General features: G+C 67.8%; 13 protein-coding genes. 4 read left to right on the top strand and 9 right to left on the bottom strand.

The annotated features are described in order from the left end of the window. Positions 1-453 carry a DUF3291 domain-containing protein gene (locus NI1_RS03800; RefSeq protein WP_067814018.1) on the top strand — a complete coding sequence of 151 codons (453 nt, stop codon included), beginning with the start codon at positions 1-3 and terminating at the stop codon, positions 451-453. Positions 454-505: 52 nt separating this feature from the next. Here the strand turns inward: NI1_RS03800 and NI1_RS03795 are convergent, their stop codons facing one another. From NI1_RS03795 to alaS, 4 genes are read right to left on the bottom strand one after another with little or no spacing between them, the layout of a single operon-like run. Continuing rightward, the gene (locus NI1_RS03795) at positions 506-1,333 is read right to left on the bottom strand and encodes a shikimate dehydrogenase (RefSeq protein ID WP_067814017.1); all 828 of its coding nucleotides are present in this window, start codon (positions 1,331-1,333) and stop codon (positions 506-508) included. Continuing rightward, complete coding sequence (locus tag NI1_RS03790) at positions 1,308-2,798, bottom strand: endolytic transglycosylase MltG (protein ID WP_067814015.1); 1,491 nt, start codon at positions 2,796-2,798, stop codon at positions 1,308-1,310. Before NI1_RS03790 ends, NI1_RS03795 begins: the two co-directional genes overlap by 26 nt. Then, positions 2,795-3,379 (bottom strand): Holliday junction resolvase RuvX, encoded by a 585-nt coding sequence (gene ruvX, locus NI1_RS03785; protein WP_084522511.1) that lies wholly within the window; start codon positions 3,377-3,379, stop codon positions 2,795-2,797. The genes NI1_RS03790 and ruvX overlap by 4 nt, the downstream gene beginning before the upstream one ends. Then, positions 3,379-6,045 carry an alanine--tRNA ligase gene (gene alaS / locus NI1_RS03780; RefSeq protein WP_067814013.1) on the bottom strand — a complete coding sequence of 889 codons (2,667 nt, stop codon included), beginning with the start codon at positions 6,043-6,045 and terminating at the stop codon, positions 3,379-3,381. The genes ruvX and alaS overlap by 1 nt, the downstream gene beginning before the upstream one ends. Before the next feature lie 53 nt (positions 6,046-6,098). Between alaS and NI1_RS03775 the strand changes: the two genes are divergently transcribed. Then, positions 6,099-6,776 (top strand): CatB-related O-acetyltransferase, encoded by a 678-nt coding sequence (locus tag NI1_RS03775; protein ID WP_218026670.1) that lies wholly within the window; start codon positions 6,099-6,101, stop codon positions 6,774-6,776. Between the two features lie 16 nt (positions 6,777-6,792). Here NI1_RS03775 and NI1_RS03770 read toward each other — a convergent pair whose 3' ends face one another. Together NI1_RS03770 and NI1_RS03765 are read right to left on the bottom strand one after the other, a co-directional pair. Continuing rightward, a complete protein-coding gene (locus NI1_RS03770) occupies positions 6,793-7,377 on the bottom strand; it encodes a Uma2 family endonuclease (protein ID WP_067815273.1) in 585 nt (194 codons plus the stop codon). A 137-nt stretch (positions 7,378-7,514) separates the two neighbouring features. Then, positions 7,515-8,864, bottom strand: a complete 1,350-nt coding sequence (locus NI1_RS03765) for a replication-associated recombination protein A (RefSeq protein ID WP_439957222.1) — start codon at positions 8,862-8,864, stop codon at positions 7,515-7,517. Between the two features lie 154 nt (positions 8,865-9,018). On the opposite strand from NI1_RS03765, the gene NI1_RS03760 reads away from it, so the two are divergent. Next, entirely contained in the window at positions 9,019-10,656 is a 1,638-nt protein-coding gene (locus NI1_RS03760) for an alkaline phosphatase D family protein (RefSeq protein WP_067815267.1), read from the top strand. Between the two features lie 54 nt (positions 10,657-10,710). On the opposite strand, the gene NI1_RS03755 is transcribed toward NI1_RS03760, so the two are convergent. Next, positions 10,711-11,880, bottom strand: a complete 1,170-nt coding sequence (locus tag NI1_RS03755; RefSeq protein ID WP_067814011.1) for a phosphotransferase family protein — start codon at positions 11,878-11,880, stop codon at positions 10,711-10,713. A 534-nt stretch (positions 11,881-12,414) separates the two neighbouring features. On the opposite strand from NI1_RS03755, the gene NI1_RS36935 reads away from it, so the two are divergent. After that, positions 12,415-13,140, top strand: a complete 726-nt coding sequence (locus NI1_RS36935; RefSeq protein WP_245663048.1) for a hypothetical protein — start codon at positions 12,415-12,417, stop codon at positions 13,138-13,140. 12 nt (positions 13,141-13,152) lie between these two features. Here the strand turns inward: NI1_RS36935 and NI1_RS03745 are convergent, their stop codons facing one another. Further along, positions 13,153-14,112 (bottom strand): DUF389 domain-containing protein, encoded by a 960-nt coding sequence (locus NI1_RS03745; protein ID WP_067814009.1) that lies wholly within the window; start codon positions 14,110-14,112, stop codon positions 13,153-13,155. A gap of 288 nt (positions 14,113-14,400) precedes the next feature. Continuing rightward, complete coding sequence (aspS, locus tag NI1_RS03740; RefSeq protein ID WP_067815262.1) at positions 14,401-16,194, bottom strand: aspartate--tRNA ligase; 1,794 nt, start codon at positions 16,192-16,194, stop codon at positions 14,401-14,403. Positions 16,195-16,295: the final 101 nt, after the last annotated feature.

Below are 16,295 nucleotides of genomic sequence, written 5' to 3'. Positions count from 1 at the left end.
ATGCACCTCGCACAGCTCAATATCGCGCGTCTGATCGCACCCGAAGGCGATCCGCGCGTCGCCGAGTTCTTCGCCGGACTCGATGAGATCAACGCGCTGGCCGACCGCTCCCCCGGATTCGTCTGGCGGCTCACCGACGGCGAGTCGAACAACGCCATGTCGATCCGCCCGGACACCGCCGACCCGGACCTGATCGTGACCATGAGCGTGTGGGAATCGCGCGAGGCGCTCTTCGACTACGTCTACCGCAGCGGCCACATGGAGTACCTGCGCCGCCGCCGCGAATGGTTCGCCCCGGCCGGCGGCCCCAATGCCGTGCTGTGGTGGATTCCGGAGGGACACCTCCCGAGCGTCGAAGAGGGCATCACCCGCTGGCATCGGCTGCGCGAGAACGGGCCCGCGCCGGCGGCTTTCACCTTCCGCAACACCTTCGAACCGCAGGGCGTCTCCTGACGGCACGAAAAAGCCGGGGCAGGTCCAGCTGCCCCGGCCATCGATGCGGCGACTACTCCGCCAGTGCGGCAGCCATTTCCGCACGCGGGGCGGGCTTGCCGGTGAACAGCTCGACCTGGCCGTACGCCTGATTCAGCAGCATTTCCAGGCCGCTGACCACCGTATTGCCCGCGCGCGCAACGGCTTCGGCGAGCGGGGTGGGCCAGGGGTTGTAGATGGCGTCCAGGACCACGGGCGCGAGTGCGATCGAATCGGCCACGGCCGCAGCGGCTTCCGCGGGCACCGTACTGACCACCGCGTCCACGTCACCGCAGACGAACGCCAGCCCCTCGGGATCGAAATCGATGATCTCGGCCGAAAGACCAAGGCGCTCAGCCAGTTCCAGGGTATCGGCGGCACGCCCCTTGTCGCGGGCGACGATGGTGATGGTGTGCGCACCGAGTTCGGCCAGCGCCAGCAGCGCCGGTCGCGCGGTTCCGCCCGCACCGAGCACCACGGCGCGTTCGATCTCCTCGACGCCCGCGCCCTGCAACGCCCCGCGCACGCCGTCCACATCGGTGCAGTCCGCGCGCCAGCCGGAATCGGTGCGCACCAGCGTGTTCGCCGATTCGACCAGTTCGGCGCGGTCGGTGCGCTCGTCGGCGTAGGCTAGCGCGGCGACCTTACCCGGCATGGTCACCGACAGCCCGACCCATTCCGGGCCGAGGCCATCGACCAGCCCGGGCAGTTGCTCGCCCGTGCATTCGATGCGCTCGTAGGTCCAGTCCAACCCCAGCGCCCGATACGCCGCGAGGTGCAGCTGCGGCGATCGGGAGTGCGAGATCGGGCTGCCCAGTACGGCGGCCCGGCGAACCTCACCGGCCACTGTCGAGAATTCCACTCTGCTCGGCCTTCTTGATATTGCGCAGGTGCTCGTTGTAGTCCTCGGTGAACAAGGTGGTGCCCTGCTTGTCGACGGTCACGAAGTACAGCCACGGCCCGGCCAGGGGATTCTCCATGGCGCGCAAGGCATCCAGGGACGGCGCGGAGATCGGCGTCGCGGGCAGACCGGCCATGGCGTAGGTGTTCCACGGGGTCTTGCGCGCCCGGTCGGCGTCGGTGGTGGCGACCTCGGTCTTGTCGAGGGTGTAGTTGACGGTGGAGTCGAATTGCAGCGGCTGGTCCACCGCGAGCCGGTTCACGATCACGCGCGCGACCTTGGACATGTCCTGCGGCAAGGCTTCCCGCTCGACCAGCGACGCGCCGATGAGCGTGTCGTAGGGCTTGAGGCCGTTCGCGCCGCCGGATTGCACCAGGCCGGTCGCCTCGTAGCTGGCCGCGCTGTCGGTGACCAGCTGCTTGAGGATCTGCTCGGCATTACCGCTGGGATCGAAATCCAGGGTGCCCGCCCGGATCAGCCCTTCGAGCTGACGACTGCGATCCGGCACCGCCTTGACTCGTTCCAGCGCCCAGGACGGAACGCCCAGCGCCGCCGGGTCGGTATTGGTTCCGGCCGCGTCCAACTGCTCGTAGGTCACGCACTTGGCGGCGGTACTGGCTCCGACACAGCTGGCTTCGGCGATCTTGCGATAGATGCCGTCCTTGCGCGCCCCGGTGTGCACATCGCTGGAGTCGTGCAGCTGCCGGCCCTCGGAGATGACCACATTGCCGACCCGGGATCCCTTGCCCACCAGGGCGGTGACGGCTTCGGCGGCCGGGCTGTGGCTGGGAATCGCGTAGTAGCCGGGCTGTACGGAGTTCATGTTCGTATTCCGCACGGCCGCTTCGTAGAACGCGGCACTGCTGGCGACGATGCCCTTGTCGGCCATGGTTTTGGAGATCTCGGTGGCGGTGTCGCCGGACTTCACCTGGATCACCGCGATGGGACCGGCGGAACCGGCCGCGTAATCGGCGGGCGAGGCGAACCCGCCGATGAACTTCCACGCCGCGAAACCGGCCGCGCCGAGGAAGATCACGACGAAGACGCCGGAGATGATCCAGAGATTGCGCCGCCGCCGCTTGCGTTCGGCCGCCTTGCGCGAGGCCACCCGAGAACGCTTGCGCGAACCGCCCGAACGCGACGACCCGGAGCGGCGGTCGTTGCCGCGCGAGGCGGGCCGCCGGCCACTGTCGGCGCGTTGCGGCGCGGCGCGGCGCCGGGGTTCGGGTTCGATGGGTGGTTCGTCGACGTAGCCGTGCTCGTCGTCGTAGCCGTGGAGATCCTCGTCGTCGTCCTCGTAGCGAGGGATGACGGTGGTGTCGTCCTCGTAGTCGTCGGCCTCGGACCAGTCCAGATCGTCACGGCGGTAACGCCGTTCAGCGTTCTGACGGTAGCGTTCCTCGGCTCGGGTCCAGCGATCGGTCATGCACTATCACCATCACCGCGCGGCTTCAATTGCGCACTCCGTTCGTCCAACCATCCTTGCAGGATCGACACGGCGGCCGCCTGATCGATGACCTGCCGCTGCCCGCGAGCGCGAACTCCGCTGTCTCGCAACGCACGTGCAGCAGACACCGTAGTCAAACGTTCGTCGGAAAGCCGCACCGGCACCGGATCGATCAGTGCCCGCAAACGTCCCGCGAAGGTGGCCGCCAGCTTAGCCGAAGAGCCGCTCTCGCCGCGCAGGGTGCGCGGCAGGCCGACGATCACTTCCACCGCCTCATACTCCCGCACCAATTCGGTGATGCGGGCCAAATCGGGCGCTAGTGTCCCAGGTGCGACCTTCTTCGCGCGCGGCACCGTCTCCACCGGGGTGGCGAGCACGCCGTCGGGATCACTGGAGGCGACACCGATGCGCACGGTGCCGACATCGATGCCCAGGCGCCGGCCGCGACCGGGATCGTCGGCCGGAGACGGACGATCGGTCGCGAACCGCGCGTCCGGTTCGGCGGGAGTGCGGGCGCCTTCGAAAACGCCCGCGCGGTCCGATGGTTCGGCGGGGGGCATCACCCGGCGAGCTCGGCCACCCGCGCCCGGACCGCCGCTAGACCGGCCTCGATGCCCGACGGGTCGGTGCCCGCGCCCTGCGCCAGCTCCGGCTTGCCGCCGCCGCGGCCCGCGATCGACGGACCGAAGGCGCCCACCAGATCACCGGCCTTGAAGCCGAGCTCCTGCGCGGCCTTGGAGACCGACACCACGAACGGCACCTTGCCGTCGGCATTGCCGAGCAGCACGACCACGGCGGGTTCGGAACCGAAGCGGCCCTTGATATCCATGACCAGGGTGCGCAGATCGCCCGCGCTCACACCCTCCGGCGCGGCCGCGGCGACCAGCAGCACCTTGCCGACGCGCTGGGCGTTGTCCACGAAAGTGCCCGCGCCGGCCAGCACCGCGGCCATCTTCGTACGCTCCAGCTCCTTTTCGGCAACCTTCAAGCGTTCGACGAGTTGCTCGACTCGCGCCGGGACGTCCTCGCTCGGGACCTTCAGCGAGGAGGCGACACCGGCCAGCAGCGCGCGCTCCTTGGCCAGGTACTTGTAGGAGTCCAGACCCACGAACGCCTCGACGCGGCGGATACCCGAGCCGACCGAGGATTCACCGAGCAGGGTGATCGGGCCGATCTGCGAGGAGTGCCGCACGTGGGTGCCACCGCAGAGCTCCATCGAGAACGGGCCGCCGATCTCCACGACGCGGACCTCGTCGCCGTAGTTCTCGCCGAACAGCGCCATCGCGCCCATCTTCTTGGCCGACGGCAGGTCGGTGATGAAGGTGTTCACGGCGAAGTCGTCGGCGACGGCATCGTTGGAGATGGCTTCGATCTCGTTCTTCTGCTGCTCGGACAGCGCGCCCTGCCAGTTGAAGTCGAAGCGCAGGTAGCCGGGCTTGTTGAGCGAACCGGCCTGAACGGCGTTGGGGCCCAGCACCTGTCGCAGCGCGGCGTGCACCATGTGGGTGCCGGAGTGGCCCTGGGTGGCGCCGCGACGCCAGCCCGGATCGACGCCCGCGAGCACGGTGTCGCCCTCGGTGAGTTGACCGGCTTCGACGGTGGTCTTGTGCACCCACAGCTTCTTGGCGATCTTCTGCACGTCGTTGACGCGCAGCTTCGCGCCGTGCGAGGAGGTGATCGCGCCGCGGTCGGCGATCTGGCCGCCGGACTCGGCGTAGAGCGGGGTGCGATCGAGGATGACCTCGACATCGGTGCCCGCCTCGGCGACCGGCACCCGTACGCCGTCCTTGATCAAGGCCAGCACCGTTGCCTCGGTGGACAATTCGTCGAATCCGGTGAACTCGGTCTCGCCGCGATCGACGAATTCCTTGTACACGGTCAGGTCGGTGTGGCCCTGCTTGCGGGACTGCGCGTCCTCCTTGGCGCGGCGGCGCTGCTCGGCCATGAGCGAGCGGAAGCCGTCCTCGTCGACCTGGAGCCCGGCCTCGGAGGCCATCTCCAGGGTGAGGTCGATGGGGAAGCCGTAGGTGTCGTGCAGGGTGAAGGCGTCGGTGCCGCTGATCTTCTTGCCGCCGCCGGACTTGACCTCGTCGACGGTCTCGTCGAAGAGCTTGGTGCCGGTGGTGAGGGTCTTGAGGAACGCGGATTCCTCACCGACAGCGACGGTTTCGATGCGCTTGAAGTCGGTGGCCAGCTCCGGGTAGGAAGGGGCCATCAGGTCCGAGACGACCTTCATGAACTGCGCCATCACCGGCTTGTCCGCGCCCAGCAGGCGGGCCGAGCGCACGATGCGGCGCAGCAGGCGGCGCAGCACATAGCCGCGGCCGTCGTTGCCGGGGTTGACGCCGTCGGCGATCAGCATGGCGGCGGTGCGGGCGTGGTCGGCGATGACACGGAAGCGCACATCGCTGGTGTGCTCGACACCGTAGGAGCTACCGGTCAGCTCCTCGGCCTTGTCGATGATCGGGCGCAGCAGGTCGGTCTCGTAGACATTGTCGACGCCCTGGAGCAGGAAGGCGACGCGCTCGACACCCATGCCGGTGTCGATGTTCTGCTTGGGCAGCGGGCCCAGGATCTCGAAATCGTCCTTGCCGCGACCGGCGCCACGCTCGTTCTGCATGAACACGAGGTTCCAGATTTCGAGGTAGCGGTCCTCGTCGGCCTCCGGGCCGCCTTCCACGCCGAACTCGGGGCCGCGATCGAAGTAGATCTCCGAGCAGGGGCCGGCCGGGCCTGGGATGCCCATCGACCAGTAGTTGTCGGCCATGCCGCGGCGCTGGATGCGCTCGGACGGGACGCCCAGCTCGAGCCAGATCCGCTCGGCCTCGTCGTCGTCCAGATACACGGTGACCCACAGCCGTTCGGGGTCGAAACCGTAGCCGCCGTCCTCCACCGGGTTGGTCAGCAACGACCAGGCGAGCTCCATGGCGCCGCGCTTGAAGTAGTCACCGAAGGAGAAGTTGCCCGCCATCTGGAAGAAGGTGTTGTGGCGGGTGGTGATGCCGACGTTCTCGATATCGAGGGTGCGCACGCACTTCTGCACGCTGGTCGCGGTGGCGTAGGGCGGCGTCTGCTGACCGAGGAAGTACGGCACGAACTGGACCATGCCCGCATTGACGAAGAGCAGGTTGGGGTCGGCGAGGATCAGCGAAGCACTCGGTACCTCGGTATGTCCGGCCTTGACGAAATGCTCCAGAAAGCGCCGTCGAATCTCGTGGGTCTGCACAGGTATCCAGCCTACCGGTCCCGGTCCAGGGACTTTCCACCCACCACCGGGCGATGGCTACCATCGCCGGGGTGACTGTGATCCCGGACCCGTCCACGCCCTTCCCGCTCCCCCACGCACACCGCACCGTCTTCCTGAAACCGCACGTCACCTCGCCGAATATCGAGGTCGGCGACTACACCTACTTCGACGACCCGATCGCTCCGACGGAGTTCGAGACCAACAACGTCCTCTACGCCTTCGGCCCCGAGAAGCTGATCATCGGCAAATACTGCGCGATCGCCACCGGCACCCGCTTCATCATGGCCGGCGCCAACCACCCCACCGCCGGCGTCTCCACCTTCCCCTTCACCATCTTCGGCGGCACCTGGGCCGAGGAGACCATGGACATCATCACCTCGATCCCGTCCAAAGGCGACACCGTGGTCGGCAACGACGTCTGGTTCGGCTACAACACCCTGATCATGCCCGGCGTTCGTATCGGCGACGGCGCCATCATCGCCACCGGCGCGGTCGTCACCACCGACGTCCCGCCCTACACCGTCGTCGGCGGCAACCCGGCCCAGCCCGTGAAACAGCGCTACTCCGACGAAGACGTAGCCCGCCTCCTGGCCGCCGCCTGGTGGAACTGGCCCGTCGAACTGGTCACCCAGCACGTCCGCGCCATCATGGCCGGCACCCCCGCCGAGATCGAGAAGATCGCCCGCGAAAACGGCCTCTTCGAAGCCTGAACGCCTGACAGCCGAACTACCCGGCCAGATCCTTCAGCGACTCGGTGTCGAGAACGACGCCGACCGGATCCGGCAATTCGACCGGGTCGCCGAAGGGCAGCCGCACACACGATGAGTACATCTCGTGCACGGGACGGCTGTAGACCAGGACTTCGCACGGGTCACGATCGATGAGCAGGTAGACGGGAATGCCCGTGGCCGCGTAGGCACGTGGCTTCTCGACGCGATCACGCCGGTCGGTATCAGAGTCGAACGAGGTGACTTCGACGACCATGAGTACTGGGTCCGGGTTCTTCCAGAGTGGTTGCCCGGCGAATGAACGCTGGGGCGCCACAACAGCATCCGGGATCGCCCGCCCACCGCGATACGTCTCCACCTTCAATTCGGTTCCCGGATACACCGATAGGTCCGGCCGATGCTGAAAGAACTGGCGCATCAACCATTGCACGATCTCGGCATGGTCGCCGTCCGGCACCGGCTTCGCCCCCAACTTGCCGTTGATGAATTCGAGCCTGATCCCCTCGCCCGCTTGCTGAGCCAGTTGCGCGAGCTTTTCGAAATCCTCGACGGGCATCTGTGGCCGATCCGCCATCGCCGTCATCGATCCTCCGCTCTGCCGATCGGACCGTGGATCCACCGCAACGCTACGCCGCGATGTCCGACGAATCGCCGACTTCACCACGATCGCATATCGACACTCCGGACGCCGCGCGCGAACTCAGAGTGTTGTGTACCGGCCTATCGCCCGCGGACAATGCGGCGCAGCTTTGTGACGCGGGGGCCGACTTCGCGTTCGTAGCCGTGGTCGGTGGGGTGGTAGTAGTCGGTGCCGACCAGTTCGTCTGGTGGGTATTGCTGGGCGAGAACGCCGTCGGGGTGGTCGTGGGGGTATTTGTAGCCCTGGGCGTTGCCGAGGGCGGCGGCGCCTTTGTAGTGGCCGTCGCGTAGGTGGGGCGGGACGGCGCCGGCTTTGCCGGCGGAGATGTCGGACATGGCGGCGCCGATGGCCTTGACCACCGAGCCGGATTTGGGGGCGGTGGCGATGTGGATGGTGGCTTGGGTGAGGGCCAGTTGGGCTTCGGGGAGGCCGACCAGTTGGACTACCTGGGCTGCGGCCACGGCGGTTTGCAGGGCGGTGGGGTCGGCCATGCCGACTTCCTCGCTGGCTTGGATCATCAAGCGGCGGGCGATGAATCGCGGGTCTTCGCCGGCGCTGAGCATGCGGGCCAGGTAGTGCACGGCGGCGTCGACGTCGGAGCCGCGGAGGGATTTGATGAAGGCGCTGATGACGTCGTAATGCTGGTCGCCGGCGCGGTCGTAGCGGACGGCGGCCTTGTCGACGCTGGCCTCGACCAGTTCGACCCCGACCTTGCCGTCGAGGGAGGATTCGGCGGAGGCTTCCAGGGCGGTCAGAGCGCGGCGGGCGTCGCCGCCGGCGATCCGGATGATGTGGTCGAGCGCCTCGTCGGTGATCTCGTACTCGCCGGCCAGGCCGCGCGGGTCGGCGGCGGCGCGGGTCAGGACGGTGCGCACGTCCTCGTCGGTCAGCGACTGTAGTTGCAGGACAAGGGAGCGCGACAGCAGCGGGGAGACCACGGAGAACGATGGATTCTCGGTGGTGGCCGCGACCAGCAGCACGATGCGGTTCTCGACGGCGGCCAGCAGGGCGTCCTGCTGCGTCTTCGAGAAGCGGTGCACCTCGTCGATGAAGAGCACGGTCTGTTCGCCGTGGGTCAGGCGGCGGCGCGCGATGTCGATGACCGCGCGCACTTCCTTCACGCCGGCCGACAGCGCCGAGAGGGCTTCGAAGCGGCGGCCGGTCGCCTGCGACAGCAGTGAGGCCAGGGTGGTTTTGCCGGTGCCGGGCGGGCCGAAGAGCAGGACCGACGCCGCGCCGGATCCTTCGATCAATCGGCGTAGCGGCGAGCCCGGGCCGAGCAGATGCTGCTGCCCCACCACTTCGTCGAGGGTGCGCGGGCGCATGCGTACCGCCAGCGGCGCGAACCGCTCGTCTCCCTTCGGCACGCTCATCACGAACTCCTCGGGCACCGCCTCCGCGCCCGGTGCATCGAACAACCCATCGCTCACCCCGGGGACGCTACCGGGAGGCCACGACAGATTCGCCGACCCGGCCCGCCGGCTGCGGCGGACGGCGGGTCCCGCGTTACAACGGCGACCCCCGTTACGAACTGTTCATCTGTCCAGTTTGCCTGGCGGCTGCCGATCCGCTGTGATCTTCGTCGTGCCACTCCATGAGATCGTGACCTCCCGCCGGACCGTCCTCAAGGGCGGTACCGCGGCTGCCGCAGCCACTCTGATCAGCACCGCCGTGCGGGCGGGAGCCGAGAACCCGCCGGTGTTCCGACACGGCATCGCCTCGGGTGATCCGGCGCCGGGCGGGGTGATCATCTGGACACGGGTTACACCGTCGGAGGATGCCACGCCGGGTTCGGGGCAGGGCGCGGATGTGTCGGTGCGATGGGAGGTGGCGAGCGACGAATCCTTCGCGAGCGTCGCGGCTTCCGGTAGCCATACGGCCACCAGCGCCTCCGACCACACCGTGAAGATCGACGTCTCGGGGCTGCGGGCGGGGACCGAATACTGGTACCGGTTCACCGCATCGGGCCAGACCTCGCCGGTGGGCCGCACCCACACCGCACCCGCCGATTCCGCGACCCCCGAGCGCGTGCGGCTCGGGGTGGTCTCGTGCGCGAACTGGGAGGCCGGATACTTCAGCGCCTACCGCCATCTGGCATCGCGCGGAGACCTGGACGCCATCGTGCATCTGGGCGATTACCTCTACGAATACCCGCGCGGCGAATACGGCGGCCGCAACGGTTCGGTGCGCTGGCACGAACCGGCGCACGAGATCGTGACGCTGGCCGATTATCGAATCCGCCACGCGCAGTACAAGACCGATCCGGATCTGGCCGATCTGCACACCCGGCTGCCGTTCATCTGCACCTGGGACGATCACGAAACCGCCGACAATGCCTGGTCCGGCGGCGCGAACAACCATCAGCCCGCGACCGAGGGCGACTGGCAGACCCGCAAGGCGGCGGCGCTTCAGGCGTACATGGAATGGATGCCGGTGCGTTCGGGCACGGACAAGCGCATCTACCGCCGCCTGCGTTTCGGCACCCTGGCCGAACTGTCCATGCTGGATCTGCGCAGCTACCGCAGCCAGGAGGTGAAGGCCGGCCCGGGCTGGCGGCAGGTGGACAGCCCGGACCGCACCATCACCGGCGCGGACCAGATGGATTGGCTCGCAGCCGGATTGACCTCCGCCCCTGTCACCTGGAAGCTGATCGGCAACCCGGTCATGATCGCCCCGCTGGAGTTCCCGCCCCTGGATCCGAACGCCTCCGCGGCGCTCACCCAGCTGCTCGGCCTGCCCAACGAGGGCATCATCGCGAATGCGGACCAATGGGACGGTTACGCCGCCGATCGCCGGAAGTTGTTGCGCACCATCACCGATAACCAGGTCTCGGACGTGGTGTTCCTGACCGGCGACATCCACACCTCCTGGGCCTCGGACGTGCCGGTGGACGCCGGCATCTACCCGGCCGGTCGGACCGCGGGCGTGGAGTTCGTGGTGCCGTCGGTCTCCTCGCAGTCCATGGGCGACATGATGAAGGTGCCGCCGCGCACGGGTGCGGTGGCCGCGGAGACCGCCATCACCGGCGTGAACCGCCACATCCGCTACGCCGAGCTGGATTCCCACGGCTACGGCGTCCTGCACGTCGATGCCGAGCAGGCACAGATGGACTGGTACTACCTCGCCGATGTCGCCGACCCGAACAGCGGTGCGTACCACGCGGTCTCGTACGCGGTACGGCGCGGCGGCCGTATCGAGCAGCGCCCGAACCCGATGGTCTGAGCAGCACGAAGAAGGGCCGGGATCGAATACGATCCCGGCCCTTTCCGTTTCGTCCTATTCCTCCCAATGCTCCTCGAGCGTGGCCGACACGTGCTCGGCGAAATCGCCCAGGGTGTCGTCGCCGGTGCAGCGCGCGTCCTCGGCGAGCGCGGCCCACCGATTGATCAGCGCGGCCGAGCGCGGAATCGACAGGCCGTGTTCGCGGGCCGCGGCGATGCGCGTGTGGTCGGCGGGCAGGAACCAGTAGGTGGACAACCACACCCAGATCAGCCGGGCCTCGAGAATCCGTTCGGCGAGCACATTGTCGTCGGCGAGCGCGGGCCAGACCGCGACCACTTCCGAGCGCCACGCCTCCACCATCTGCCGGGCGCGTTCCCGCGACAGCTCGAAATCGCACAGGCACCCCGGGAACGACACCAGCGCATAGGCGATATCGAGGGTGGCGTCCCGGAAGCCGCCCCACTCGTAGTCGAGGAACCGCGCGCCCTCGTCGTTGAGGATGACATTGTCCGGGCACAGGTCCGACGGACTGAACGCGCGATAGCGGCCAGCGGAGAAGAGGCGATTGCCGCGCACGATGCGTTCGGCGATCTCACCCGGCACCTCGATGCCCATCTCGCGCCCGAGCATGAGCGGCACTTCGGCGACCGCGGATTCGGCCTGTTGCGCGATGCCGTCGACGCGATGCACCACGTCGACCCGGCGTAGCAGGGCGACGAAATCGGCTTCGCGGCCGACGGTTGCGGCGTGCATGCGGCCCAGTGCCTGCGCGAATGCCATGAGGGCATTGCGCCCGGCGGGCTCGACTCCGGCCTGTAGCACCGCGGTGAGTGAGGTGTTCTCACCGAGGTCGCTCAGGATGAGCAGGCGTTCGGGCAGGCTGTAGCCCAATAGGTAGGCGCCGGGCCGGTGGTCCCGTCCCAGTGCGGTAGTGAACTGGTAGGACACCGCTTCCCGGAGGAAAGCGGAGTCGATACTCGCGACTCCGGGTGCCATGCCTCCGGTGCGTCGATCCTTCGCGGCGCCGCGCACCTGCTTGACTATCAAGGTGCGTGGAAGTGAGAAGGCGTTCTCTGCAACACGGACGCGTAGCACCGTCGTCCTACCACTGCCGCTGAGTTCCATAGGATCGCTCAGCTTTACCGGAGCACCCATTCGCTTTGTGAGCAACTGTTGTGCCGCGGACACGACTTCGGCGGCGCGTTCGGCCAATAGTGCGGTCATCGGATCCCAAGTTACTCGCATCAGGTCACTTTCAGCGAGCGGTTGCGCAACCTTTCGCGCGTCGTCCGGCGTGTCTTTGTGAAGGGTTTGCCCACGCGGCGCTGGTTGCTTGACACAACCTAGAGCGTCTAGTTGTCTCATGTTCAACTGCCGTGCGCCACACCGTAAACCGGGAAATGTGAAAGGCTTGTGACCATGACTGGCACGCCGCCCTCAGCACCACGGGACCCCTCCGGCGACCTGCCCGCAGAGGAGGGTGGCAGGCAGTATCCGAGCGCTCCGGGGCAGCACCAAAACCCCCAGACCGCACCGCATTCCGCGGCCGGCGCGCACGGTCCCGGAGCCGGTCGGCACGAAATGCCCGGTCTGGCCGGATACCCGCAGTTCGAAGGTCCGGGCGCCGCGCACTACGGCAGCGAGGCGGTGGAACCGCCGCCGGCCATGCCCCCGCATTCGGGAGCGTCCAGTGGTGGTTACCCCGGCGCCCAGCAACCATACGGTTCGCCTCCTCCCGGTGCCGGGTATCAGAGCACGATGCCGCCTGGATCGGACCAATCGGGCAATCTTCCGCCGCAGGGCAGTTACCGGCCGGGCGCTCCCGGTGAGGTCTCCGCACCGCCGCCGCCCGCCCCGCAACGCGTGACGCTGGATGTCGGCCACGCCATCTACTACGGGTGGAATCGCTTCAAGCTCAACCCACTCCCCTGGGCCGGCATGGTGCTCGTCGGCCTGATCGCCTGGCTGGTCGTCACCCTGCTGGTGAATGTGGTCCAGGTGGAATCGCCGTCGGCGGTGCTGCTGCTGTTCGCGGTGGCCGCGCTGGTGGTCTGGCTGTTGCAGGCCGCCATGATCCGCGGCGCCCTCTACGAAACCGACGGCACCCCACCGGATTTCCCGGCCTTCTTCGGTTTCGTGAATGCCGGCAATGTGCTGATCACCGCGCTCATCGTCTTCGTGGCCGCGCTCATCGCGTCCCTGCTGTGCGTCTTCCCGGTCGTGATCGTCGGCGTATTGTGCATGTTCGCACTGCATTTCGTGATCGATCAGGGCCAGGACCCGCTGACCGCCATCAAGTCCAGCGCCCAGCTGGTCGTCCGCAACGCCTTCCAGGTCGCACTACTGGCCCTGGCCGTCCTGGTGATCACCTTCGTCGGCGTGCTGCTCTGCGGTCTCGGCCTGTTGATCGCCGGCCCGGTCTGCGCCATCGCGGTCACCTACGCCTACCGCACCCTGACCGGCGGCCTGATCGCGCACTACTAGATCGATTGCCGCTCAGTCGTTCTGGTCCAGCCACCACCGTCGCAGCCGATGCAGTGGCCCGCCCTCGCTCCCGTGGCGGGGGCGCAGTTGCAACACGATGATGCCCGCGATCACGATCCCGGTCATGTTCACGCCCAGCTGGCCGATGGACATGAACGCCTTCTCCCATTCGCCGATGGTGGCCGCCACCGCCGCGAATCCGGCCGCCGGAATCGTGGTGACGGAGATGAAGACGCCCACCAGCGCAGCCGATTTCGAGGTCACCAGCGACAGCATGCCCGCGGCCCCGGCGAGCAGCGCGACCACCAGGGAGAACGGCCCGACCTGGTAGATGAAGTCCACATTGTGGATGTCGTCGATGCTGTTGACGGTGATCCAGCCCAGGTGTTCGAAGAGCATGGAGGCCAGCGCGGCGATGCCCATGGCGAACGGGAACCCGGCCAGCAGCGCGATGGCCGAGCGCCGCGCGAGCCGGAAGTCGCTGCGTACCAGAGCGACCGCGATCGCGGCGAGCGGCCCGAACTCCGGGCCGACGACCATCGCACCGACGACGGTGACCGGGGAGTCGGTGGCGACGCCGACCACGGCGAGCAGGCAGGCGATGGTGATGAACGCCAGGAAGGTCGGGTTCAGCGTCGATTCCTCGTGCGTCTGCGCTACGAGGCCCTCCCACACCACCGCGTCGGTGGGATCCCCCGGCGCGGCCTTCACCGCGCGTTGCGCCGCCGCCGACAACACCGTGCCCGGCGATTCGATCACGATGCCGCCGGTGCGCTCCACATTGTGGCTCTTCAGCATTCGCAGCACGTCATTGCCGGATTCACGGGCCACCTCGGCCTCGATGACATCACCCGCGGGCTCGACCGCCGCCCCGCGCTGCACCGTCACCAGCGTCGCTCCGGCTTCGGCGCGCAGCGCGGACAGCACGGCATCGGTCGATTCCGGCGGGCAGATCACCCGGATGTGCAGCACCCGTTCCCCTTCGGTCGCGGCCCGTCGATACCGTGCGGTATCGACCAGGGTGCAGCCTATCCGCCGACCAGCAAGTATCAGGAACGCTCGAAACTCGGTGGTGTCGTGGGCGGGTAGCGCCGACGCGGTGCGGCAACGCCGCGACCAGGCCGAAAACCAGTGTGACGCGGCAACATCGAGCGGCCCGGAAACCGAGCGCGACGCGGCAGGGCCGCAAAGGACGAAAACCAGTGTGGCGCGGTCGGCATCGCGAGATGCGGACCGCGCCACCCGGAACCCGGTGGGTGGTTACTTCTTTTCGAGCGGCAGCGGCACGCCGTTCTCGTCGAGCTTGGCGTTCAGCCCCGCTTCGTTGCGCTGCTGCAAGGTGATCGGAGTCGGCGCGTCGGTGAGCGGGTCGACGCCGCCACCGGACTTCGGGAAAGCGATGACCTCGCGGATGGAGTCGACCCCGGCCAGCAGGGCGGTGATGCGGTCCCAGCCGAAGGCGATGCCGCCCATGGGCGGAGCGCCGAAGGAGAAGGCGTCGAGCAGGAAGCCGAACTTGTCCTGAGCCTCCTCTTCGCCGATGCCCATCACCTTGAACACGCGTTCCTGCACGTCACGGCGGTGGATACGGATGGAACCGCCACCGATCTCGTTGCCGTTGCAGACGATGTCGTAGGCGTAGGCCAGCGCCGAACCGGGGTCGGTGTCGAAGGTGTCCAGGTGCTCGGGCTTGGGCGAGGTGAACGCGTGGTGCACCGCGGTCCAGGCCGAATGGCCCAGCGCCACATCGCCGCTCGCGGTGGCGTCGGCGGCCGGCTCGAACATGGGGGCGTCGACGATCCACACGAACGCCCAGTCGTTCTCGTCGATGAGACCGCACTTGCGGGCGATCTCACCACGCGCCGCGCCCAGGATCGCGCGGCTGGACTTGGCGTCGCCGGCGGCGAAGAACACACAGTCGCCGGGGTTCGCGCCGACCTGCTTGGCCAGACCCTCGCGCTCGGTGTCGGACAGGTTCTTGGCGACCGGGCCGCCGAGGGTGCCGTCCTCGTTGAACAGGATGTAGGCCAGGCCCTTCGCGCCGCGCTGCTTGGCCCAGTCCTGCCAGGCGTCGAGCTGACGCCGCGGCTGCGAGGCGCCGCCGGGCATCACGACCGCGCCGACGTAGGGGGACTGGAACACCCGGAACGGAGTCTCCTTGAAGTACTCCATCATTTCGGTGATCTCGACCCCGAACCGCAGGTCCGGCTTGTCGGAACCGAAGCGCCGCATGGCATCGGCGTAGGTCATGTGCGCGATCGGCGTCTTGATCTCGTAGCCGACCAGCTTCCACAGCGCGGCCAGGATGTCCTCGGCCAGCAGGATCACATCTTCCTGCTCGACGAAGCTCATCTCGATGTCGAGCTGGGTGAACTCGGGCTGCCGGTCGGCGCGGAAGTCCTCGTCGCGGTAGCAGCGCGCGATCTGGTAGTAGCGCTCGATGCCGCCGACCATCAGCAGCTGCTTGAACAGCTGCGGCGACTGCGGCAGGGCGTAGAACTTGCCCGGCTGCAAACGCGCCGGCACCAGGAAGTCGCGCGCGCCTTCGGGGGTGGAGCGCGTCATGGTCGGGGTCTCGACCTCGACGAAAGCATGCTTGGCCAGCACCTCGCGGGCGGCGGCATTGACCTTGGAGCGCAGCCGGATCGCGTGGGCGGGGCCTTCGCGGCGCAGGTCCAGGTAGCGGTACTTGAGGCGGGCTTCCTCGCCGGGTTCGTCGTCGAGCTGGAACGGCAGCGGCGCGGCCTCGTTCAGCACCTCGAGCTCGGTCACATTGACCTCGATGGCGCCGGTCGGCAGGTTCGGGTTCTCGGAACCGGCCGGGCGGTTCTCGACCACGCCGGTGACCTTCACCACGAACTCGTTGCGCAGCTTGTGCGCCTGCTCGGCGGGCACGCCCTCCCGGAACACGGCCTGCGAAACACCGGACGCATCACGCAAATCGATGAAGATGACGCCACCGTGGTCTCGCCGCCGAGCCACCCAGCCGGTGAGGGTGACGGTCTGACCGGCGTGCTCGCTTCGCAGCGAACCTGCCAAGTGGGTGCGCAGCACGGTATTCCTTTCGATGGATTGCGGGATGCGGAACCTATCGTAGTGAGACACGTTCCCCGAGTGGAAACCGATATCCACTCGCCCATGTCACAGTGATAGCC

This window comes from Nocardia inohanensis NBRC 100128 (assembly GCF_001612945.1).
Taxonomy (GTDB): Bacteria; Actinomycetota; Actinomycetes; order Mycobacteriales; family Mycobacteriaceae; genus Nocardia; species Nocardia inohanensis.
The sequence above is the reverse complement of the archived record's forward strand: the minus strand, read 5'-3'. Positions and strand labels throughout refer to the sequence as shown.

Excerpts from the sequence above, each read along its gene's own strand:
- NI1_RS03770 (WP_067815273.1), bottom strand. The coding sequence starts at position 7,377 with ATGACGGCGATGGCGGATCGGCCACAGATGCCCGTCGAGGATTTCGAA.
- NI1_RS03775 (WP_218026670.1), top strand. The coding sequence starts at position 6,099 with ATGGCTACCATCGCCGGGGTGACTGTGATCCCGGACCCGTCCACGCCC.
- NI1_RS03790 (WP_067814015.1), bottom strand. The coding sequence starts at position 2,798 with ATGACCGATCGCTGGACCCGAGCCGAGGAACGCTACCGTCAGAACGCT.
- NI1_RS36935 (WP_245663048.1), top strand. The coding sequence starts at position 12,415 with ATGCCGCCTGGATCGGACCAATCGGGCAATCTTCCGCCGCAGGGCAGT.
- NI1_RS03755 (WP_067814011.1), bottom strand. The coding sequence starts at position 11,880 with ATGACCGCACTATTGGCCGAACGCGCCGCCGAAGTCGTGTCCGCGGCA.
- NI1_RS03800 (WP_067814018.1), top strand. The coding sequence starts at position 1 with ATGCACCTCGCACAGCTCAATATCGCGCGTCTGATCGCACCCGAAGGC.
- ruvX (WP_084522511.1), bottom strand. The coding sequence starts at position 3,379 with ATGCCCCCCGCCGAACCATCGGACCGCGCGGGCGTTTTCGAAGGCGCC.